The organism is Pseudorhodoferax sp. Leaf267, from assembly GCF_001422405.1.
Lineage (GTDB): Bacteria > Pseudomonadota > Gammaproteobacteria > Burkholderiales > Burkholderiaceae_C > Pseudorhodoferax.
The window spans coordinates 1-19535 of record NZ_LMMV01000001.1 but is presented as its reverse complement, the minus strand read 5'-3'; the positions used below and the strand labels follow the sequence as shown (position 1 = coordinate 19535).

General features: G+C 67.7%; 22 protein-coding genes and 1 tRNA gene. 10 read left to right on the top strand and 13 right to left on the bottom strand.

Annotation, left to right across the window (positions count from 1 at the left end; all coding sequences use genetic code 11):
* Positions 1 to 4: 4 nt before the first annotated feature.
* From hisS to ASF43_RS00055, 9 genes are all read right to left on the bottom strand, one after another.
* Entirely contained in the window at positions 5 to 1342 is a 1338-nt protein-coding gene (gene hisS / locus ASF43_RS00095) for a histidine--tRNA ligase (RefSeq protein WP_056174964.1), read from the bottom strand.
* A gap of 5 nt (positions 1343 to 1347) precedes the next feature.
* Positions 1348 to 2619: a flavodoxin-dependent (E)-4-hydroxy-3-methylbut-2-enyl-diphosphate synthase gene (ispG, locus tag ASF43_RS00090; protein ID WP_056174961.1), complete on the bottom strand. Its 1272-nt coding sequence runs from the start codon at positions 2617 to 2619 to the stop codon at positions 1348 to 1350.
* 2 nt (positions 2620 to 2621) lie between these two features.
* Positions 2622 to 3482 (bottom strand): helix-turn-helix domain-containing protein, encoded by an 861-nt coding sequence (locus ASF43_RS00085; protein ID WP_056174958.1) that lies wholly within the window; start codon positions 3480 to 3482, stop codon positions 2622 to 2624.
* Positions 3475 to 4308, bottom strand: a complete 834-nt coding sequence (pilW, locus tag ASF43_RS00080; RefSeq protein WP_056174955.1) for a type IV pilus biogenesis/stability protein PilW — start codon at positions 4306 to 4308, stop codon at positions 3475 to 3477. Before pilW ends, ASF43_RS00085 begins: the two co-directional genes overlap by 8 nt.
* Before the next feature lie 5 nt (positions 4309 to 4313).
* Positions 4314 to 5456 (bottom strand): 23S rRNA (adenine(2503)-C(2))-methyltransferase RlmN, encoded by a 1143-nt coding sequence (gene rlmN / locus ASF43_RS00075; protein WP_056174952.1) that lies wholly within the window; start codon positions 5454 to 5456, stop codon positions 4314 to 4316.
* Positions 5457 to 5551: 95 nt separating this feature from the next.
* Positions 5552 to 5977, bottom strand: a complete 426-nt coding sequence (ndk, locus tag ASF43_RS00070) for a nucleoside-diphosphate kinase (protein ID WP_056174948.1) — start codon at positions 5975 to 5977, stop codon at positions 5552 to 5554.
* A 154-nt stretch (positions 5978 to 6131) separates the two neighbouring features.
* Positions 6132 to 7574, bottom strand: coding sequence for a pseudouridine synthase (locus tag ASF43_RS00065; RefSeq protein ID WP_056174945.1), 1443 nt, complete (start codon positions 7572 to 7574; stop codon positions 6132 to 6134).
* Positions 7571 to 8314, bottom strand: coding sequence for an SMC-Scp complex subunit ScpB (scpB, locus tag ASF43_RS00060; protein ID WP_056174942.1), 744 nt, complete (start codon positions 8312 to 8314; stop codon positions 7571 to 7573). Before scpB ends, ASF43_RS00065 begins: the two co-directional genes overlap by 4 nt.
* A gap of 128 nt (positions 8315 to 8442) precedes the next feature.
* Entirely contained in the window at positions 8443 to 9450 is a 1008-nt protein-coding gene (locus ASF43_RS00055; protein WP_369803203.1) for an RluA family pseudouridine synthase, read from the bottom strand.
* 53 nt (positions 9451 to 9503) lie between these two features.
* Here ASF43_RS00055 and ASF43_RS00050 point away from each other — a divergent pair, with 53 nt between their 5' ends.
* Positions 9504 to 10271: an outer membrane protein assembly factor BamD gene (locus ASF43_RS00050; RefSeq protein WP_056174939.1), complete on the top strand. Its 768-nt coding sequence runs from the start codon at positions 9504 to 9506 to the stop codon at positions 10269 to 10271.
* Here ASF43_RS00050 and ASF43_RS00045 read toward each other — a convergent pair.
* Together ASF43_RS00045 and ASF43_RS30275 are read right to left on the bottom strand one after the other, a co-directional pair.
* Positions 10234 to 12270: an ATP-dependent DNA helicase gene (locus tag ASF43_RS00045; protein WP_056174935.1), complete on the bottom strand. Its 2037-nt coding sequence runs from the start codon at positions 12268 to 12270 to the stop codon at positions 10234 to 10236. The genes ASF43_RS00050 and ASF43_RS00045 overlap by 38 nt on opposite strands.
* The gene (locus ASF43_RS30275; RefSeq protein ID WP_156373067.1) at positions 12267 to 12470 is read right to left on the bottom strand and encodes a YdcH family protein; all 204 of its coding nucleotides are present in this window, start codon (positions 12468 to 12470) and stop codon (positions 12267 to 12269) included. The genes ASF43_RS00045 and ASF43_RS30275 overlap by 4 nt, the downstream gene beginning before the upstream one ends.
* Positions 12471 to 12564: 94 nt before the next feature.
* On the opposite strand from ASF43_RS30275, the gene ASF43_RS00040 reads away from it, so the two are divergent.
* From ASF43_RS00040 to ASF43_RS00020, 5 genes are all read left to right on the top strand, one after another.
* The gene (locus ASF43_RS00040) at positions 12565 to 13326 is read left to right on the top strand and encodes a PP2C family serine/threonine-protein phosphatase (RefSeq protein WP_056174932.1); all 762 of its coding nucleotides are present in this window, start codon (positions 12565 to 12567) and stop codon (positions 13324 to 13326) included.
* A gap of 110 nt (positions 13327 to 13436) precedes the next feature.
* Positions 13437 to 14816 carry an EAL domain-containing protein gene (locus tag ASF43_RS00035; RefSeq protein WP_082497649.1) on the top strand — a complete coding sequence of 460 codons (1380 nt, stop codon included), beginning with the start codon at positions 13437 to 13439 and terminating at the stop codon, positions 14814 to 14816.
* A 167-nt stretch (positions 14817 to 14983) separates the two neighbouring features.
* Entirely contained in the window at positions 14984 to 15787 is an 804-nt protein-coding gene (locus ASF43_RS00030) for a class I SAM-dependent methyltransferase (RefSeq protein ID WP_056174926.1), read from the top strand.
* 135 nt (positions 15788 to 15922) lie between these two features.
* A complete protein-coding gene (locus ASF43_RS00025; protein ID WP_056174923.1) occupies positions 15923 to 16429 on the top strand; it encodes a nucleoside deaminase in 507 nt (168 codons plus the stop codon).
* A 229-nt stretch (positions 16430 to 16658) separates the two neighbouring features.
* On the top strand, positions 16659 to 17045 hold the full coding sequence (locus tag ASF43_RS00020) for a hypothetical protein (protein ID WP_056174920.1): 387 nt from the start codon (positions 16659 to 16661) through the stop codon (positions 17043 to 17045).
* Positions 17046 to 17111: 66 nt separating this feature from the next.
* Here the strand turns inward: ASF43_RS00020 and ASF43_RS00015 are convergent.
* Positions 17112 to 17187 (bottom strand) — tRNA-Thr (locus tag ASF43_RS00015).
* A 20-nt stretch (positions 17188 to 17207) separates the two neighbouring features.
* A complete protein-coding gene (locus ASF43_RS00010) occupies positions 17208 to 17501 on the bottom strand; it encodes an AlpA family transcriptional regulator (RefSeq protein ID WP_235578151.1) in 294 nt (97 codons plus the stop codon).
* An 860-nt stretch (positions 17502 to 18361) separates the two neighbouring features.
* Here ASF43_RS00010 and ASF43_RS31950 point away from each other — a divergent pair.
* From ASF43_RS31950 to tnpB (ASF43_RS30265), 4 genes are read left to right on the top strand one after another with little or no spacing between them, the layout of a single operon-like run.
* The gene (locus tag ASF43_RS31950) at positions 18362 to 18703 is read left to right on the top strand and encodes a transposase (RefSeq protein ID WP_156373066.1); all 342 of its coding nucleotides are present in this window, start codon (positions 18362 to 18364) and stop codon (positions 18701 to 18703) included.
* A gap of 40 nt (positions 18704 to 18743) precedes the next feature.
* Positions 18744 to 18869, top strand: coding sequence for a hypothetical protein (locus ASF43_RS31945; RefSeq protein ID WP_255358064.1), 126 nt, complete (start codon positions 18744 to 18746; stop codon positions 18867 to 18869).
* Positions 18866 to 19111 (top strand): IS66 family insertion sequence element accessory protein TnpB, encoded by a 246-nt coding sequence (tnpB, locus tag ASF43_RS32135; protein ID WP_156373065.1) that lies wholly within the window; start codon positions 18866 to 18868, stop codon positions 19109 to 19111. The genes ASF43_RS31945 and tnpB (ASF43_RS32135) overlap by 4 nt, the downstream gene beginning before the upstream one ends.
* The gene (tnpB, locus tag ASF43_RS30265) at positions 19018 to 19299 is read left to right on the top strand and encodes an IS66 family insertion sequence element accessory protein TnpB (RefSeq protein WP_156373064.1); all 282 of its coding nucleotides are present in this window, start codon (positions 19018 to 19020) and stop codon (positions 19297 to 19299) included. The genes tnpB (ASF43_RS32135) and tnpB (ASF43_RS30265) overlap by 94 nt, the downstream gene beginning before the upstream one ends.
* The last annotated feature ends 236 nt before the right edge of the window (positions 19300 to 19535 follow it).

Here is a 19535-nt window from a genome sequence, read left to right as displayed (position 1 = left end):
GGATTCAAGCGCGCGATTGTAGGGTGGGTGCCCAGTCGGCCAGGGCCGCCAGAGGCTGGCGCTGCTGCGCGCCCTGACCGTCGCGCAAGGCCTTCACGGTCACGTGGTTCTCGGCCAGTTCGTCCGGGCCGAACACCAGCGCGAACGGGGCGCCGCTGGCGTCAGCCTTCTTGAACTGCGACTTCATGCTGCCCAGGCCTTCGGCCATGCCGGCATGCATCTGCACCTGCACGCCCGCGGCACGCAAGGCCTGCAGCACGGGCAGCACCTGCGGCAGTGCGGAGGCGTCGGGCACGATGGCGTAGGCATCGGGGCGCGGCTGCACGAAATCGTCGCTCTGCGTGCGCACCAGCTCCAGCACGCGCTCCAGGCCCATGCCCCAGCCCACAGCCGGCGTGGGCTTGCCTCCCAGCAACTCGAACAGGCCGTCGTAGCGGCCGCCGCCGCACAGCGTGCCCTGCGCCCCCAGCTCATCGGTGATGAACTCGAACACCGTGTGGCTGTAGTAGTCTAGGCCACGCACCAGGCGCGGGTTCACGCGCCAGGAGACGCCACAGGCCGTCAGCAATTGCTGAACGGTTTCGAAATGCTTCAGCGAGGTCTCGCCCAGGTAGCTCAGCAGCTGCGGCGCGTCCTGCACCATCTCCTGCATGGCCGGGTTCTTGGTGTCCAGGATGCGCAGCGGGTTGGTCTGCAGTCGGCGCTGGGCGTCGGCGTCCAGCAGCCCGGCATGCTGCTGGAAATATTCGATCAGCGCGGCGCGATGCGCCTGGCGCTCGGCGGGCACGCCCAGGCTGTTCAATTCCACGCGCACATTGCGCAGACTCAGGTCGGCGAACAGCTGGTGCACCAGCAGCATCAGCTCGGCATCGACCTCGGGGCCGGCAAAGCCCAGGGCTTCGGCACCGAGCTGGTGGAACTGCCGGTAGCGGCCACGCTGCGGGCGCTCGTGGCGGAACATGGGGCCCATGTAGTAGAGCCGCTTGCCGCCGTCGTAGGTCAGGTTGTGCTCGATGGCCGCGCGCGCCACGCCAGGCGTGTTCTCGGGCCGCAGCGTCAAGGCCTCGCCATTCAGCCGGTCGTCGAAGGAGTACATCTCCTTCTCGACGATGTCGGTGGTCTCGCCAGTGCCGCGCACGAAGAGCGCCGTGGGCTCGACGATGGGCGTGCGGATGTTGCGGTAGGCGAATGTCGCCATGCGCGTGCGGATCTTGTCTTCCAGCCATTCCCAGCGCGCCGAATCCGGCGGCAGGATGTCGTTCATGCCTTTGACGGCGCTGAGCTTCTCGGGCTTGGACACGGCGGTGCGCGCCGCCTTGGCGGCTGAGGGGTTGTCTTGCATGGGGATCAGGCGGCCTCGGTCACAACTGGCGTGCCGAAGCGCTTCTCGATGTAGTTCTCGACGACTTTCTGGAACTCCTGCGCGATGCCGTCGCCGCGCAGCGTCATGGCCTTTTCGCCGTCGATAAAGACGGGAGCGGCCGGTGCCTCGCCGGTGCCAGGCAGACTGATGCCGATGTCGGCATGCTTGCTCTCGCCCGGCCCGTTGACGATGCAGCCCATGACGGCCACCTTGAGCTTCTCGACGCCGGGGTACCGGGCGCGCCAGACCGGCATCTGCGCACGCAGGAAGTCGTCGATCTGCTTGGTGAGTTCCTGGAACGTGGTGCTCGTGGTGCGGCCACAACCGGGGCAGGCCGTGACGCTGGGGACGAAGCTGCGCAGGCCCAGGGACTGCAGGATCTCGGAGGCGATCACGACCTCCTGCGAGCGTGCTTCACCGGGCTGCGGTGTCAGCGAGACGCGGATGGTGTCGCCGATGCCCTGCTGCAGCAGCACACCCAGCGCGACCGAGGAAGCCACCGTCCCCTTGGTGCCCATGCCGGCCTCGGTCAGGCCCAGATGCAAGGGATAGCGGCAGCGCCGCGCAAGTTCGCCGTAGACCGTGACCAGATCCTGCACGCCGCTGACCTTGCACGACAGGATGATCTGGTGCGCGGGTAGGCCCATGCGCTCGGCCATTTCGGCCGACGAGATGGCCGAGGTGATCAGCGCCTCGTACATGACCTGCTTGGCGTCCCAAGGCTGCGCGCGCCGGCTGTTCTCGTCCATCATGCCGGCCATCAGCTCCTGGTCCATGGAGCCCCAGTTCACGCCGATCCGCACCGCCTTGTTGAAGCGCACGGCGGCCTCGATCATCTGGCCGAACTGCTTGTCGTGCTTGTCGCCCTTGCCCACGTTGCCCGGGTTGATGCGGTACTTGGACAAGGCCTCGGCGCAGGCCGGGTGCTCGCTCAGGAGGCGGTGCCCGTTGTAGTGGAAGTCACCGATCAACGGCACGCTGATGCCCATGCGGTCGAGCTGGTCGCGGATGTGCGGCACGGCAGCGGCGGCCTCGGGCGTGTTGACCGTGATGCGCACCAGCTCCGAGCCGGCCAGTGCCAATTCCTTGATCTGGATGGCCGTGCCGATGGCGTCGGCCGTGTCGGTGTTGGTCATGGACTGCACGCGCACCGGCGCGCTGCCGCCCAGCGTGACCTCGTGCGCCTGCCAGCGCACGGAAGCCTGCAGCGAACGCCGGGCGAGCGGCGCAACGGGAACGATGGGAGACGGTTGCATGCTTACTTCACCTCGAAACGGGCCACGTTGGTCTTTGCAATGCCGGCCAGGTTCATGGGCTGGCCACGCACCTGGACGTCGACGGCATCGATGCGGCCGACCACGACCGCCAGCGGCAGCGCGCCGCTGGCCGTCACTCGCTCGCCAGCCTGCAGTGTGCGGCGCACGACCTGCACGCCCTTGGCATCGGTGACCTGCACCCAGGACTCGGCCTTGGCCGTGAACACCATGGTCGCGTCGCTGGCCGGCGCCACAGCGCTGGCCGCGGGCTCGGCCGGCGGTGGCAGGATGGCTGGCGCTGGCGGCAAGGCGGCGCTGGATTCGGGCTGGAGCACCGGCGCGGATGCCGCGCTGGGCACCGACATCTCGACCGTGCCGGAGGCTTCAGGCCCGGCTTGCGCGGTCTCGGTGCCATCGGGCTGGCGCGGATAGAAATACATCGCCAACGCGCCCAGCAGCAGCACGCCCACGGCCAGCAGGGCCGGCTTGGGCAGACGCCACGGCGCGGCGGACGACATCGACGTGGGCTCGAAGCGCTCGTTGATCGCCGGCGCCTGCGCCCCCAGGCGAGAGCCGCCGATGCCGGGCATCAGGTCCAGCACAGGCTTGGGGTCCAGCTTCAGGCCGCGGCAGATGCTGGCCGCCAGGCCGCGCGCGAAGGTCGCGTCAGGCAACAAATCGATGCGGCCGGCCTCCAGGGCCTCCAGCTTCTTGACCGGCACCTTCAGGGCCACAGCCAACGCAGCCACGTGCAGGCCGGCATCCTCGCGTGCCTTGCGCAGCATGGCACCGGCCGCCTGCGCGCCGCGCGTGCCCTCGTCGCCCTGCTCTGCCGAACCGGATGGAATGGTGGTCTCACTCATCGAAAGCCCTGCGCTCCAGCGCCAGATATTCACGCGACTGCGCGAACCGCTTGCGCAACTGGTCGCTCAATTGTTCGAAGGCCTGCTGGTTGTTCATGCGGCGCTCCACCTTGATGCCCAGCCACAGCGACTCGGCATTGGCGTATTCGGTGTTGTTGATGCGCCGGATGTAGAACTGCGCACGTGGATAGTCCGCGCGCTCGTACAGCAGTTGGGCCAGGTTGTAGCCCGTGATGGGGTTGGCCGGGTCGAGTTCGTAGGAGCGGCCGAAGCTGGCCTCGGCCTGCGCCGGTTGACCGGCGCGCTGCTGGCACATGCCCTGGGCCATGAAGGTCTTGGCCTTGCCTGTGTACGCAGGCTGCGCCAGCGCCTGGTTGAATTTCTCGTCGGCCGCGGCGAAACGTTCCTGCTGACACAGCATCCAGCCGTAGTTGTGCAGCGTGTAGGGCTCGCGCGGGTTCAGCGACAAGGCGCGCTGGAAGCTCTCCTCGGCCAGCCGCAGGTCGTTGAGCCGCAGGTAGATCAGGCCGCGCAGGTTGTAGGCGTCGGCAAAGGTGGGGTCGATGGCCAACGACTGCTTGAGCTCGTCGAGCGCGACATTGGTCTGGCCTTGGTCGAAATAGCCCGATGCCAGCTGCAAGCGGACCCGGGCGCGACGCCGCACCTCGGGCTCGTCGGAAGGCGTCACGATGTCGGCACCAGGGGCCCGCGCGTCCAGCCCCTGGGGCGTGGCACAACCTGACAGCTGCGTCGCAGCGGCCAGCGCCAAGGCCAGGGCGCACAGCGCCCGGGAGCCCACCGGTGGCGACCACTGCAGCTCGCGCATGCCGCTCAGGCCTCGTGCGGCGCAACGGCCGGCTGCAACGGCACCGTGCGCTGCAGGGCGATGCGCTGCACCACGCGCGTGCGGTCCTTCACATCGCCGGCCAGCTGGCCACACGCAGCGTCGATGTCGTCGCCACGCGTCTTGCGCACCGTCGTCACCAGGCCGGCATCGGACAGCAGCTTGGCGAACGCAGTCACCTGTTGCGGCTTGGAGCGCAGCAGGCCGGAAGCCGGGAAGGGGTTGAACGGGATGAGGTTCAGCTTGCACCACACGCCATCGGTGCGGTAGCGCTCGATCAGCGCGATGAGCTCGCGCGCATGCTCGGGCTGGTCATTCACGCCGTCGAGCATGCAGTATTCGAATGTGATGAAGTCGCGCGGCGCATGCGCCAGGTAGCGCTGGCAGGCCGACATCAACTCGTCCAGTGGGTACTTGCGGTTCAGCGGCACGAGCTTGTCGCGCAGGGCATCGTTGGGTGCGTGCAGCGACACAGCCAGGGCCACGGCGCAGTCGGCGCCGAGTCGGTCCATCATGGGCACGACACCCGAGGTCGACACCGTGACGCGGCGACGCGACAGGCCGTAGCCATGGTCGTCCAGCATTGTGCGCAGCGCCGGCACGAGCTGCGTGTAGTTCTGCAGCGGCTCGCCCATGCCCATCATGACCACGTTGGAGATCACGCGCTCCTCGGTGCCCAGATGGCGGCGCAGGAAATGCTCGGCGAACCAGAGCTGGGCCACGATCTCGCCCGTCGTCAGATTACGACTGAAGCCCTGATGGCCCGTCGAGCAGAAGCGGCAGCCGACGGCGCAGCCGGCCTGCGAGGAGATGCACAGCGTGCCCCGGTCGTCCTCGGGAATGAACACGGCCTCGACCGCGTCGCCCGCGCCGACATCGAACAGCCACTTGATGGTGCCGTCCTGCGAGATGTTCTGCGTGATGACGGGCAAGGCCGACACGTGCGCACACGATGCCAGCTTGCCGCGCAGGGACTTGGCCAGATCGCTCATCTGCGCGAAGTCGCTGGCGCCGCGCTGGTGGATCCAGCGGAACAGTTGGGTCGCACGAAAACGCTTCTCGCCCAGGCGCTCGCAAAAGGCCGCGAGGCCGTCGAGATCGAATTCCAGGAGATTGGTGGAGGCTTGCATGGAGAAGCCCTCAGGCGCGCCACGCACGGGGCACGCCAGGACCCCGCGCGGTCGAAGGCGCCGCGATGCAGCGGCAACGCGCGGGGTAACGCATATCAGCGTGCGTAGACGTTCATGCCGGGGAAGAAAAACGCGATCTCGACCTGGGCGGTTTCGGCGGCATCCGAACCGTGGACGGCGTTGGCGTCGATGCTGTCGGCGAAGTCGGCGCGGATCGTTCCGGCAGCCGCCTTCTTCGGGTCCGTCGCGCCCATCAGGTCACGGTTCTTCAGGATGGCGTTCTCGCCTTCCAGTACCTGGATCATGACGGGGCCGGAGATCATGAAATCGACCAGGTCCTTGAAGAAAGGACGCTCTTTGTGCACGCCGTAGAACTGCTCGGCGTCAGCACGCGACAGTTGCACCAGGCGAGCGGCCACGATCTTCAGGCCGGCAGCCTCGAAACGGGCGTAGATCTGGCCGATCACGTTCTTCGCGACGGCGTCGGGCTTGATGATGGAGAGGGTACGTTCGAGAGCCATGTTGTTGCTTTCTTTGATGGGTGCCGGAGTCCGGTCGGTTCTGATGGATGATTTCTTAGCGCTGCGCGCGCAGAACCCGCGATTTTAGCGGGTGTAACGAAGCGAATTCGAAAGCCCACCGGCGGGAGGGGCTTGCCCCTTGGCGTGGTGGGGCTCAGCGGCCGCGGCCGCCCCGGCGCTGCGGGCCTGGGCCCCCACCACCGCCACCACCGCGCCGCTGCTGGCCCTGCCCTTGGCGCTGGCGGGTGAAACTGTCGGCGCCGATGTAGCCGAAAGAGGTCTTCATGGGATCAGGCTGCCCGCCGTTGCCGCCGCCACCGCCGCCGGCACCACCGCCCATGCCGCGCTCATTGCGCCCACCGCGGCGCTGGCCGCCCAGCGTGCTGGTGTTTAAGGGGTTGGGGATCGGGCCGTCCGAATGCTCGTCGTCATGCCGAGGCGCCGGCGCATGGCCCGGCACCGGGCCACGGCCCGCCGCGTTGCGGCCGCCCTGCTTGCCACGGCCTGCGCCACCACCGCCACCACCGCCACCACCGCCTCGCGTCTGCTGCTGCGGGCCGCGCCCCGCCCCGTCGCCAGCGCCGCGTGGGCCGCGACGCTCATTGCGCTGGCCACGCTGCTCCTTGGGCTGCGGCTGTGGCCGCAGGGCACCGGCGGCACGCATCAGGGCGTCGATGTCGCGCGTATCGAGCTCCAGCGAGGCACCGCGCTTCAGGCCGCGCGGCAGCAGCATGGCGCCGTAGCGGATGCGGATCAGACGGCTCACGGCGTGGCCGACGGCCTCCAGCATGCGCCGCACTTCGCGGTTGCGGCCCTCGGAGATCGTCACCTTGTACCAGCAGTTCGAGCCCTCGCCGCCGCCGTCCTCGATGCTGCCGAACTGGGCCATTCCATCGTCCAGCCGTACGCCGTCGAGCAGGCGCTGCTTTTCCTCGTTGCTCAGCGCGCCGAGCACACGCACGGCGTACTCGCGCTCCAGGCCGAAACGCGGATGCATCAGCTGGTTGGCGAGCTCGCCCGAGTTCGTGAAAAGCAGCAGCCCTTCAGTGTTCAGGTCCAGCCGGCCGACCGACTGCCATTTGCCTTGGAACAGCTTGGGCAGCTTGCGAAAAACGGTCGGGCGGTTCTGCGGATCGTCGTGCGTGACGACTTCGCCCACGGGCTTGTGGTAGGCGATCACGCGCGGCGGCGGCGCGTCGATCCGGTAGCGGATGGGCTTGCCGTTGACCTTGACCTGGTCTCCGTACTGGATGCGCTGGCCGATATGGGCAGGCTCGTTGTTAACCGAGATGCGCCCCTCGTTGATGAGCTGCTCCATCTCCAGCCGCGAGCCAAGGCCGGCCTGCGCCAGGATCTTGTGCAGCTTGGGCGTCTCGGGCTGGGGCGGAAGCACGCGCTTGACCGGGGCTACTTCGGCGGAATCCTCGTCGGCGTCAAAACGCCCGGAGATCACATCGGCAAAGCGGTCCGCTGGCGTGGCCTCGGCAGCGGGCTTGCCCGCCGGCTCGGCCTCGGGCACTGCAGCGGCCTGCGCAGGCACATCGGCCATGCCGTGTTCTTCTTCGGGGGTCGGGGTCTCGCCGATGGTGTCGTTCATGGAGGAGGGTCTGCTGGCTGGGAGGCTGCGCTGGGCGCATCCTCGTCGGTTGACGGGGCGTCGACGGGGGAGATCGGAGAAGCCTCGACGGCAGGCGGGGCTGCGTCGGCGGCGGGCGCCTCGGGGGCGGATGCGTTGTCGGCCACGGAGGCGTCCTCGGCATCGATGGGCAAGGCCGCCTGGGTGGGATGCGCGCTGGCCAGCGAGGCCAGCAGCTCGGCGCGTTGCGTGGGGTCGTCGGCAACGGGCAACTGGTCCAGGGATTCGAGCCCCAGGTCGTCCAGGAACTGGCGCGTGGTGGCGAACAAGGCCGGCCGGCCGACCGTCTCGCGGTGGCCGATCACCTCGACCCAGCCACGTTCCTCCAGTTGCTTGAGCACCAGCGCGTTGATGCTGACGCCACGGATGTCTTCCATGTCGCCGCGCGTGGCGGGCTGGCGGTAAGCAATGATGGCCAGCGTCTCCAGCGCGGCGCGCGTGTAGCGCGGCGGCTTCTCGGGGTGCAGGCGGTCCAGGAACGGGCGCATCGCCGGACGGCTCTGGAAGCGCCAGCCCGAGGACACGCTCACCAGCTCAAGGCCGCGCTGAGTCCACTCGTCCTGCAGTTCGGCCAGCAAGCTCTTGACCGTGTCTGCGGCCAGGACGTCATCGAACAGCACGCGAAGATCGCGCACGGGCAGGGGCTGCGGCGAGCACATCAAGGCCGCCTCAAGGACATGCTTGGCCTCTGCCGAATTCATGACGGGTACGGTTCCAGGAAATGCACCGGGGCGGTGCGGGCTCGAATGCGTGGGGAAAGGCTGTGCTGCCCAGGCCGTCGCATCAGGCGACTGCGTTGCGTGCCCGGGGACCGGGTCACTGCACGCGGTTAGGCATTGTAATCCACGCCCCATTGCGCAAGCGCCTCGCGCATGTCCTCGGGCAGCGGCGAGCGCAGGTCCAGGTCGGCCCCGGTCATGGGGTGGCGCAGGGCCAGGCGGAACGCATGCAGGGCTTGGCGCGCGAGCCCGGCGGCAAGTGTGCCGCCATACAAGGTGTCGCCCACCAAGGGGTGGCCGATGGATGCGGCATGCACACGGATCTGGTGCGTGCGGCCGGTGTGCAGGCTGCAGCGCAACCAGCAGCCGGCATCCGCCTGAGCCAGGCATTCGATGTCGGTGCGGGCCGTCTTGCCGGCATCGCGCGCCAGGTCGACCACGGCCATGCGCAAGCGGTTGCGCGGGTCGCGGCCGACCGGCGCCTCGATCGTGCGCGTACGTGGCCCGCTCCATGGGCGGTGCGCCAGCGCCAGGTATTGGCGGCTCACCTCGCGCCGCGCGATCAGGCCGACCAGCGCGTCCATGGCAGCACGGGTGCGCGCCACGACCATGAGCCCGCTCGTGTCCTTGTCCAGGCGGTGCACGATGCCGGCCCGTGGCAGCATGGCGGCGCTGGCATCCAGGGCCAGCAGGCCATTGAGCAACGTGCCGCTCCAATTGCCCGGCGCGGGATGCACGACCAGGCCCGCGGGCTTGTCGATCACGCGCAGGAATTCGTCCTCGTGCACAACACGCAGGTCCATGGGCTGGGCCACAAAGGCCTGGCTCTGCAAGGTCGGGCGCAGCTCGATGTGGACGGTGTCGCCGGCGCGCACTTTGCTCGCGCTCTTGCGCGCGGGGTGGCCGTTCAACTGCACGGCATCGGTGTCGATCAGCTGCTGCAGATAGCTGCGCGAGAACTCTGGCACGAGCACGACCAGGGCCCGGTCCAGGCGTTGGCCATGCAGCCCGGCCTCGACGATGGCCCGGCGCGATTCCGCTGGCGGCTCAAGGCCTTGCGCCTCGTCCAGGCCGTCCGCCAGGGGGTCGGCCGATATAATTGCCGCCGCTTCTTTCAAGGGAATTGCCTGTGGTCCATCGCTCCAAATTATCGACGCTCGCGCCCCTGCTCATGGCGGGCACGGTGGCCGTGCTCGCAGGCTGCTCGTCCACGCCCAAGGACGAAACCGCCAACTGGAGCCCCAACCGCATCTACACCGAAGCCAAGGAAGAGCTGAACTCGGGCGGCTACGAGCGCGCGATTCCCCTGCTCGAAAAGCTCGAAGGCCGCGCCGCCGGCACGCCGCTGGCCCAGCAGGCCCAGCTGGAAAAGGCCTATGCCTACCACCGATCCAACGAGCCGGCACAGGCGATCGCGACGCTGGATCGATTCATCAAGCTGCACCCGGCCAGCCCCGCTCTGGACTACGCGCTGTACCTCAAGGGCATCGTCAACTTCAACGACAACCTGGGCATGTTTGCGTTCCTGACCAAGCAGGATCTTTCCGAGCGTGACCAGAAGGCAGCCAAGGAATCCTTCGAAGCCTTCAAGGAGCTGGCGAGCCGCTTCCCCGAATCACGCTACACGCCGGATGCGCGCCAGCGCATGACCTACATCGTCAACTCGCTGGCGCAGTACGAAGTGCACGTGGCACGCTACTACTACACGCGCGGCGCCTATGTGGCGGCGATCAACCGCGCCCAGATCGCGCTGGCCGATTACCGAGAAGTGCCCGCCCTGGAAGAAGCGCTCTACATCGTCTACAAGAGCTACGAGGCCTTGGGCATGACGTCGCTGCGCGACGACGCGCGCCGCGTGCTCGAGACCAACTACCCGCAAAGCGAGTACGTGGCCCGCGGCTTCAGGCCGAAGGACTCTCCGTGGTGGAAGGTCTGGTAAGCGCCAGGTCCTGCAGCGCCTGCAGGAACTCTGCCTCGTCCTTGAGCTGACGCATAGGCGGCAAGGCCGCACGCAGGCGCCGGCCGTAGCCCATCTGCACCAGCCGCGTGTCGCAAATGACCAGTACGCCGCGGTCCGATTCGCGCCGGATCAGCCGGCCCGCGCCCTGCTTCAGCGCGACGGCCGTTTCGGGAATGAAATAGTCCTTGAAGGGGCTGCCACCGGCCTGCTCGATGCGCTGCGTGCGTGCCTCCACCAGCGGGTCATTCGGCGGCGGGAAGGGCAGCTTGTCGATGAACAGGAGCTGCAAGGCATCACCTGGCACGTCCACGCCTTCCCAGAACGATGCCGAGGCAACGAGGATGCCGCCGCGTCGCCCCCCGTCCGCGCTGGCGCGGAAGCGCTCCATCAAGAAGCGCTTCGTGCCCTCCCCCTGCACCAGCACGTCCAGGTTCGAGCCGACCTGCTGCTTCAGCGCGGCCCCGATGACGCGCAAGGCGCGCAACGTCGTCGTCAGGACCAGCGTGCGCCCGCCGATGCGGGCGGCCGCATCGCCGACCAGCGCCGCGACGGCCGCACTGTGGCCGGGATCGGCAGGCCTGGGCAAGGCCGGTGGCACATAGAACGCAGCTTGCGCGGCGTAGTCGAAGGGGCTGTCGACCTGCAGCACCTCGGCCTGCGCCAGGCCACAGGGCTCGGTGAACCATCGTAGACGCGCGTCGTCGCCGAGCGTGGCCGATGTGAAGATCCAGGCACGGCCACCCGCGGCGGCATCGGCATCTTCCTCGGCCTGCAGCAACCGCGTCTGCACGGTCTGGGCGATGTCCAGCGGCGACTCGATCAGCCGCAGCTGCAGGCCGACATCGACCCAGCGCACGGCCTGCCCGTCGCCAGGGTCGGCGAAACGCGCCGCGCGCTCAGCGAGCGCCTGGGCGCGTTCCAGCAAGCGCCCGAAGTCAGGCGCCAGCTCGGTGACGGTGCGCAGACTGGCTGCGGCCTCGTGCAAGGCGTGGACCACGGCATGCAGGCAATCGGCCCAGTCGCGCGCGTCCAGTCCGTCCGGCGACGGACCATGCCAGCGCAAGCGCGTGCCGGTGGCCACCGGGCCTGCCAGCATGCGCAGGTCGCGCGCCGCGTGTTGCAGCGCCATCACGCACGCATTCCAGTCGACCAGCCCACGCGCCTGCTGCAGTCCGGCGGCCAGCAGGTCTCGGCCGAAATCGAGCAGCTGGCCCGTGCCCATCTGCGTACCCAGGAACTGCACGCCGGTCTCGTTGAGTTGGTGTGCCTCGTCAAAGACGGCCACGCGCACCGTCGGAAGCAGCTCGGCCATCCCCGACTCGCGCACTGCCAGGTCGGCAAAGAACAGGTGGTGGTTCACGACGACCACATCGGCCGACATGGCTTCGCGCCGTGCCAGGTTGACATGGCAGGCGCGGAACTGCGGGCACTGCGCCCCCAGGCAGTTGTCGCGGGTGGAGCTGACCAGTGCCATCAAGGGTGAGCGCTCGTCCAGCTGTGCGAGCTCGGCCAGGTCACCGGTGCGCGTGAGCGGCGCCCAGCGCTCGACCTCGGCCAGAGCACGCAAGTCCTTGTGTTCGTCCGCGTCCAGCGCATGGCGCGCCTGATGCATGCGGTGCAGGCAGAGGTAGCTGCTGCGCCCCTTCAGCAAGGCCGTGCGCACGGGCAGGCCCAGTGCGGCGACCAGACGCGGCAGGTCGCGGCCGAACAGCTGGTCCTGTAGCGTCTTGGTAGCCGTGGACAGCAACACGCGCTCGCCGCTCAGCAAGGCCGGCACCAGATACGAGAAGGTTTTGCCGACGCCCGTTCCGGCTTCGACCACCAGCGCGCCACCCTGTGAGATCGTGCGCGCCACGGCGAGTGCCATGTCGATCTGCCCCTGGCGGGGCAAGAAATGATCGGCCGCGCGCGACAACACGCCGCCGACCTCGAACGCTGCGCGCACCTGCTGCTGCAGCGCGTCGGCCGGCTCGGTCATGCGGGCTCTTTGGGCTCCAGCGCAATTTCCAGACGCGTCAACCGGTCGCGCAATGCCAGGCGGCGCTTCTTCAAGCGCTGGAGCATGAGTTCGTCGGCAGGCGCGTTCAGCACCATACGGTCCACCATGGCATCGAGGTCGGCGTGTTCCATGCGCAGCTCGATCAGCTGGCGTTCGGGAGAGTGGAGATTGGGTGTCACGGTGGGGGCTGTCTGCGTGCCAGGGGGCGACAGGATCGTTCGATAATAAGCCCTCCCTCCACACTGCGACGCTGCGCGAGCAACGCTTCCATCGATGAGCCAAGGATTCCGCATCACCGCCTCCACGGGGATCCACAAGGGCGACCGCGAGTACCAACAGGACCAGGTGATGCTAGTGGGGCACGCGCGCGTTGCCGGCTGCCTGCTGGGCGTGGTGGCCGACGGCATGGGGGGGCGCAGCGGCGGCCGCAAGGCATCCGACCAGGTGATGCTCACAGCCCGCCAGCTGTTCGAACGCTACGACCCGGCAACCGACGATGCCGCAAACCTGCTGCGCAACGTGGCCGCGCAGGCGCATCTCGTGATCAAGCTGACCGCGATCTCGGCGGAAGAAGAGCCGCACAGCACGATCGCCGCGTTCGTCGTCAACCCCGCTGGCGACTGCCACTGGCTGCACGTGGGCGACTCGCGCATCTACCACTTCCACCGCGGCCGCCTGATCCGGCGCACGCTGGACCACTCCTATGTGCAGTCGCTGGTCGAGCGCGGCGAAATCAGCGAGGAGCAGGCGAACAGCCACCCCGACTCCAACATCCTGCTGGGCTGCCTGGGCACCGAAGCCGAGCCGCCGCTTGCAAGCCATGTCGTCTCGCAATTGCAACCCGGCGACGTGATCCTGGCCTGCAGTGACGGCGTGTGGCACTACTTCACCGACGACGAACTGGGTGCCATGCTGGCAGCCCTGTCGCCGCGCGAGGCCGCCGAGATCCTGATCGAGAAGGCGCGCACGCGCGCACGCGGCGCCGGCGACAACCTGTCGTTGGCCATCGTCAGCGTCGCACCGCTGCAGAGCTGACAACGGTGTTGCCACCTCCGCCCCACGGCGATGGCGCTGACAGGCACGGTGACGCGCCGGCGGATACCCACGGCGCACCGCTGGACCTGCCGTTGGACCGCACGGCCACCATGGCTGAGCAGGAACTGCAGCGCACCGTGGACGCACTGCGCCGCAAGATCGCCGAGCAGGACCGAACCATCGCGCGCATGCAGCACCTGGCGCGGTTCGACGCGCTCACGGACCTGCCCAACCGGAGCGTGCTGGCGCAGAACGCGGAGCAAGCCATCGAACAGGCGCGCGCAGGCATGCGGCCGCTGGCGGTCATGTTCCTGGATCTGGACCGGTTCAAGAACATCAACGACTCGCTCGGCCACCGCGTGGGCGACGCCCTGCTGGCAGCGCTGGCGGCGCGCCTGAAGTCCGCCGTGCGCGAGCGCGACACGGTGTCACGTCTCAGCGGCGACGAGTTCATGCTGATCCTGCCGGACACCGACAGCGCGGGCGCCTCGCACGTAGCGCAGAAGCTGATCGCGCGCACGCTGCCCGCGTTCCAAGTCGCCAACCAGGAACTGAGCATCACGCCATCCATCGGCATTGCCATGTATCCCACCGATGGCGACGATTTCGACGCCCTGTCCCAGAGCGCCGATGCCGCCATGTACCGCGCCAAGCGCGGCGGGCGCGGCACCTACCGTTTCTTCACGCGCGAGATGCAGGCGGAGGCTGCTCGTGCGCTGCAGGTTGAGAACGCGTTGTCGCGCGCGCAGGAGCGCGGTCAGCTGGAGCTTTACTACCAGCCCTTGATCGACCTGACCAGCGGCCGTGTCACCGGCGCGGAGGCCTTAATGCGCTGGCATCACCAGGAACTGGGCTCGGTGCCGCCGGCCGAGTTCATCCCCGTGGCGGAGGCCAGCGGCCTGGTCGGCCCGATCGGCGAGTGGGCACTGCGCCACGCCCTACGCCAGTTGCGCACCTGGATGGACGCAGGCCTGCCGGCGTTGACCATGGCCGTCAACCTATCGGCAGCACAGTTCCACCATGCCGAACTGCCCTCGCTCGCGACCGAGATCCTGCAGGAAACACGCCTGCCGGCCGAACTGCTCGAACTGGAACTCACCGAAGGCGCCGCCATGCAGAACCCGCAGCACGCGATTGCCGTGATGGCCGACCTGCACGCGCGCGGGATCCGCGTCTCGATCGATGACTTCGGGACGGGGTACTCGTCGCTGAGCTACCTGAAGCGGTTCCGCGTGCACAAGCTCAAGATCGACCAGTCCTTCATCCGCGACATCCCCGACGACGAGGACGACAAGGCCATCGTGGGCGCCATCGTCCACATGGCCAGCAGCCTGGGCCTGCGCACCACAGCCGAAGGCGTGGAGACTGAAGCCCAACTGGCCTTCCTGCGCCAGCAGGGCTGCGACGAGGCCCAGGGCTATCTGTTCAGCCGGCCGCTGGCACCCGCCATGTTCGAGGCCTTCGTCCGCGACCTGCAGGACCAGGCCTGAGCGCGCCGGTTCAGCCGGCAACGCCCCGCTGCACCTCCAGGTGGCGGAACCTTCTCGCTGCGATGGCATCCATGGTGGGCGACGGCCTGCGGCCACCCGATCGGGCGCGCCCCGTTTTTCCCGCAGTGTCGCGACCGTTCACGACCACTTCCGAAAGGAGAGCTTCGATGCATGTCTCACGCAGATCCATGGTGGGGGCGGCGCTGGGTGCCGCGCTGCTGGGCCAGCGCGCCTGGGCACAGCCCGGCAGCGCCGGCTACACACCGCAGGTCGGCCAGGTCGGCAAGGATGTGGTCTGGGTGCCGACCTCGCAGGCCCTGGTCAACCGGATGCTGGACATGGCGGGGTTGACCCCGCAGGACCGGCTGGTCGACCTGGGTTCGGGCGATGGCCGGTTGGTGATCACGGCAGCCAAGCGCGGCGCCATCGCGCGTGGCATCGAATACAACCCTGACATGGTGGCCTTGTCGCGCCGCGCCGCGGCGGCTGAGGGCGTGGCGGCCCGCGCCACGTTCGAGCAGGCAGACATCTTCGAGTCGAACTTCTCCGAAGCCACGGTCGTCACGCTGTTCCTGCTGCCCAACCTGAACATGCGCCTGCGCCCCACCTTGTTGAACATGCCGGCAGGCACGCGCGTGCTGTCCAACTCGTTCACGATGGAGGACTGGCAACCCGACGACTCGTTCAACGTCGTCGAAGGATGCTCGGGCTATTGCAACGCGCTCAAATGGGTGGTGCCGGCCAAGGTGGGTGGCACCTGGCAACTAGGCGACCAGCGCCTGACGCTGATGCAACGCTTCCAGCGGCTGGAGGGCAGCCTAGGCAGCGACGCGCCGCTCCTCGACGCCAGGCTGGACGGCCCGCAGATCCGCTTCACCGCCGGTGGACGGGCCTATACCGGGCAAGTGGCTGGCAGGGCCATGCGCGGCACGGTCGACGGCGCCGCGTGGACAGCCACGCAAGTCAGCTGACGGCCAACCTGGACTTCATGGCACCGAAGTGCTGCCAGCGCCAGCGACAGCGACAGCAACCGAGAAGACACCGACGGAACTTGGTATGGTCACGAAGCGCCAGGATGAGGCCAGGCCTGAAAGATAAGGAATACGATGTACCAAGAGAAGTTCATGCAGCAGGCGCTGGCCCTGTCGGCCCGCGCACTCAGCGAACCCGGCACCGAGCCGTTCGGTGCCGTGGTTGTGCGGGACGGCGAGGTCGTCGGCCAGGGCTTCAACCATTCCGTCGCACATTGCGACCCCACCTCGCACGGCGAGGTCGAGGCGATCCGCGACGCGTGCCGCCAGCTGCAGCGCGTCGATCTGGCGGGTTGCGACCTGTACTCCTCCTGCGAGCCCTGCGCAATGTGCGTGGCGGCGATGCGCGTGGCAGGTATCCGCCGGCTGTTCTACGCGGCGACGCTGGCCCAGTCCGGCACCGTTTTTGAAGGCCTGCCCGTTGCAGCGCGCCACCCGATCGACGTCCACGCATTGCGCCGCTTCGCAGGCGCCACGCTGGACGACGGCCTGCTGGCCGCTGAGCAGCATCTGGCGCCCCAGGCCATCGAGATCCTCGAGGCGTGGGCCGCGCCGCGCAAGTCGCCCCCAGCGCCGGCCTGAACACCCAAGCCGCGCCGCCCAACGCAATGCAGGATCGCGCAGGCAACAAAAAACCCCGCAAGTCGTTGACTTGCGGGGTCTTGTCTTGGTGGGCGGTGGAGGCTTCGAACCTCCGACCCCTGCCGTGTGAAGGCGACGCGAGCAGCGAACCAGCTGCAATAGTGCCACAACTGCGAACAAATGGATAACGGCTCTGTCCTTCGCCAGGGCCGCATTGCAGAATGAAAGCATGCGCCACATCGTCGCCTCCATCGCTATTGCTGCCGGCGCCCTCGCCGCCTCGGCCGGCGCACAACAGACGGTCTACCTCTGCGACGGCACCTACACCGACAAGCCATGCAAGGGTGGCAAAGAGGTAGACATCGCGCCGACGCGCGGCGCGCACTCGATGTCCGGTAAGCGGCGCGAGAGCACAGAAGCGGTGGTGGAGCGGATCCGGGAGAACAACCAGGCCGCCTACCAGAAGGGCATGAAGCAGGCGCAGGACAACATGCGCTGTGACCAACTGCGCCGGCGCCGTGAGGTCATCGACCGATCCAAAGCGACCGAAGCGCTGGACGGCGAACGGCTCCACATTCGCGAGGAACAGTTCGCGCTGAAGTGCCGGCGGCAGTGACCCACGCAAGGGGCACGCGTTCTGAAAACGGCTGCGGCCACGTGCCTGGCGATGGCGGGGCCTGAATGGTGCCGGTTGTCGGAATCGAACTGACGACCGTCCGCTTACAAGGCGGGTGCTCTACCAACTGAGCTAAACCGGCTGGGGAACCCGCGAGTGTACTCAATGGCCGTGTAGCTTCGCCTCGTCCAGAGCCGTCCTGCGCTTCTCGTGGAGGTCGGCAACGAGCGCTCGAACCTCGTCTTCCGACTTGTCGGCCACGCGTGCAGCGATCAGTGAAGCGACTTCGTAGTCTGGCCAGCCGATGGCGCCGGTGCCGATCCGCACCGGCTTGGTGAACAACCCGTCTTCAACATCCCGATAGATGCTCGTGCGACTACGGCCAGTGTGGGCCACCACCGCCGACATCCTCAACATAGTGATCATCGCGCACCCCTCGCTCCTGGCGCCGATCATCACGCCGTCTCCGCTGCTGCGCCCTGCCGCGGAGCTTAGGCCCCGTTGCGCCTGTGGGCGGCTTCGTGGGGCCGCTCGCCGCTCGCGGCCGGTCGCTCGCCGCGCGAGCAGCTCCCACGCCCGTGGCGCGTTGCCCGCGCTGCTGCCTATTTCGCAGGCACCGCGTTGCAAGCCAAGCCCAGCGCCGCTCCGGCAAGATGCTCAGCTACTTGTCCCCAAAGTTGCCCACGGCTGGTAGGGACAACCCTGATGCGCGGTTTCGCTGGTGGCAAGGCTTACACCTGCGGCGGCGGCAGCACAAAGGGGCAGAACCTTATGCACAAATCCAGCGCGGCGCGGCGGTCTGAATTCCGCCGGATATTCGCAAGCATTTCTCAAGAAACTCTAAGTAGTCCGGCGGGCGTCAGCATGCAGAACTGATGGATCAGCTCATCATTCAGCAGGTTCTGCTCACGGAGCGCATAAACGGCACAGCTTCCTGACGCCAGCCCTCGCGACCTCATCTGGTCGACCCTGCGCTCCTTGCTCGCATCCCACGGTTGAGATCGCGGCACAACGTCCTACCGCGCGCTGGGCCTGAGCGCTACCGGCGCAGGCAATCAGTCGTTCTACCTTGGCAGACGCGTTCAGCCTTTCAAGGAGATCATCATGGACCAGCAAGCGTAATAGTCCGACGTGGGCCGTCCTTGCCTGACCGCGGGATGACGGCAAGCATCTGCCTCTGATCGCAGACCCGCTTGGAGGTGTGCGCTTACGGGAGNCGTAATAGTCCGACGTGGGCCGTCCTTGCCTGACCGCGGGATGACGGCAAGCATCTGCCTCTGATCGCAGACCCGCTTGGAGGTGTGCGCTTACGGGAGATGGTGCACACCATGAAGAGTGATCCGGAGGTTGGCAAGGCCAGTCGCAGGCAGCACGACCTGGCTTTCAAACAGRACCTTGTACRGCARTGCCTGGAGCCAGGCGCTTCGGTGTCGGCCATCGCGCTGCGAGGTGGCGTCAACGCCAACATGCTGTTCAAGTGGCGCCGAGACCATCTTCGGCACGCCGGCAGTTCGCAGCCCGCTGTCTTGCTGCCGATCCAAGTGACGCCAGTAGTTGATGTCCAGGCACAAGAGCCGTCGCCGGCAACTGCACCGCCGTCGCGCCGGCAGTTCGCAGCCCGCTGTCTTGCTGCCGATCCAAGTGACGCCAGTAGTTGATGTCCAGGCACAAGAGCCGTCGCCGGCAACTGCACCGCCGTTGAGGCCGCCAGCGCGCAGCGGCGTCATCGAACTCGAGATCGCAGGGGTCCAGCTGCGCCTGCGTGGCCCCGTGGACGAGGACAGCCTGCGCAGCGTGCTGCGCGCGCTGCGCCACAGCGCATGATCGGCCCACGTGCCGGCACCCGGGTCTGGCTTGCCGCCGGTGTCACGGACATGCGTTGCGGCATGGACTCGCTGGCCGCGAAGGTGCAGACCGTTCTGGCCGAAGACGCCTTCAGCGGCCACGTCTTCGTGTTCCGTGGACGGGCGGCATGGACTCGCTGGCCGCGAAGGTGCAGACCGTTCTGGCCGAAGACGCCTTCAGCGGCCACGTCTTCGTGTTCCGTGGACGGCGCGGCGACCTGATCAAGCTGCTGTGGAGCGACGGCGATGGCATGTGCCTGCTGGCCAAGCGGCTGGAGCGTGGCCGCTTCGTCTGGCCACAGGCGCAATCGGGCGCGATCAGCCTGAGCGCGGCGCAGCTGTCGATGCTGCTGGAGGGCATCGACTGGCGAAGGCCCGAGCGCACCTGGCAGCCGCGGGCTGCGGCATAGCACTGCGCTGCGCGTTGACAGGACAACTCCCGTTGTAGCCACCCATCGCGCCCGGCACAGTCGTGCCCATGACCTCGCAGGAACTGCTTGCTCTGAACGCCGTGCTCAGCGGCGAAGTGCAGCGTTCACAAGAGGCATTGAAGATCGCGCTGCTGACGGTCGAGAAGCTCAAGGTCGAGTTGGCCTACCTGCGCCGCATGAAGTACGGCCGCTCCAGCGAGCAGCTTGCGCACGCG

What these genes read in the sequence shown, in the direction of transcription:
- hisS (WP_056174964.1), bottom strand. Translation starts at nt 1,342, where the DNA reads ATGCAAGACAACCCCTCAGCCGCCAAGGCGGCGCGCACCGCCGTGTCC.
- ispG (WP_056174961.1), bottom strand. Translation starts at nt 2,619, where the DNA reads ATGCAACCGTCTCCCATCGTTCCCGTTGCGCCGCTCGCCCGGCGTTCG.
- ASF43_RS00085 (WP_056174958.1), bottom strand. Translation starts at nt 3,482, where the DNA reads ATGAGTGAGACCACCATTCCATCCGGTTCGGCAGAGCAGGGCGACGAG.
- pilW (WP_056174955.1), bottom strand. Translation starts at nt 4,308, where the DNA reads ATGCGCGAGCTGCAGTGGTCGCCACCGGTGGGCTCCCGGGCGCTGTGC.
- rlmN (WP_056174952.1), bottom strand. Translation starts at nt 5,456, where the DNA reads ATGCAAGCCTCCACCAATCTCCTGGAATTCGATCTCGACGGCCTCGCG.
- ndk (WP_056174948.1), bottom strand. Translation starts at nt 5,977, where the DNA reads ATGGCTCTCGAACGTACCCTCTCCATCATCAAGCCCGACGCCGTCGCG.
- ASF43_RS00065 (WP_056174945.1), bottom strand. Translation starts at nt 7,574, where the DNA reads ATGAACGACACCATCGGCGAGACCCCGACCCCCGAAGAAGAACACGGC.
- scpB (WP_056174942.1), bottom strand. Translation starts at nt 8,314, where the DNA reads ATGAATTCGGCAGAGGCCAAGCATGTCCTTGAGGCGGCCTTGATGTGC.
- ASF43_RS00050 (WP_056174939.1), top strand. Translation starts at nt 9,504, where the DNA reads ATGGCGGGCACGGTGGCCGTGCTCGCAGGCTGCTCGTCCACGCCCAAG.
- ASF43_RS00045 (WP_056174935.1), bottom strand. Translation starts at nt 12,270, where the DNA reads ATGACCGAGCCGGCCGACGCGCTGCAGCAGCAGGTGCGCGCAGCGTTC.
- ASF43_RS00040 (WP_056174932.1), top strand. Translation starts at nt 12,565, where the DNA reads ATGAGCCAAGGATTCCGCATCACCGCCTCCACGGGGATCCACAAGGGC.
- ASF43_RS00035 (WP_082497649.1), top strand. Translation starts at nt 13,437, where the DNA reads ATGGCTGAGCAGGAACTGCAGCGCACCGTGGACGCACTGCGCCGCAAG.
- ASF43_RS00030 (WP_056174926.1), top strand. Translation starts at nt 14,984, where the DNA reads ATGCATGTCTCACGCAGATCCATGGTGGGGGCGGCGCTGGGTGCCGCG.
- ASF43_RS00025 (WP_056174923.1), top strand. Translation starts at nt 15,923, where the DNA reads ATGTACCAAGAGAAGTTCATGCAGCAGGCGCTGGCCCTGTCGGCCCGC.
- ASF43_RS00020 (WP_056174920.1), top strand. Translation starts at nt 16,659, where the DNA reads ATGCGCCACATCGTCGCCTCCATCGCTATTGCTGCCGGCGCCCTCGCC.
- ASF43_RS00010 (WP_235578151.1), bottom strand. Translation starts at nt 17,501, where the DNA reads ATGATCGGCGCCAGGAGCGAGGGGTGCGCGATGATCACTATGTTGAGG.
- tnpB (WP_156373065.1), top strand. Translation starts at nt 18,866, where the DNA reads ATGATCGGCCCACGTGCCGGCACCCGGGTCTGGCTTGCCGCCGGTGTC.
- tnpB (WP_156373064.1), top strand. Translation starts at nt 19,018, where the DNA reads ATGGACTCGCTGGCCGCGAAGGTGCAGACCGTTCTGGCCGAAGACGCC.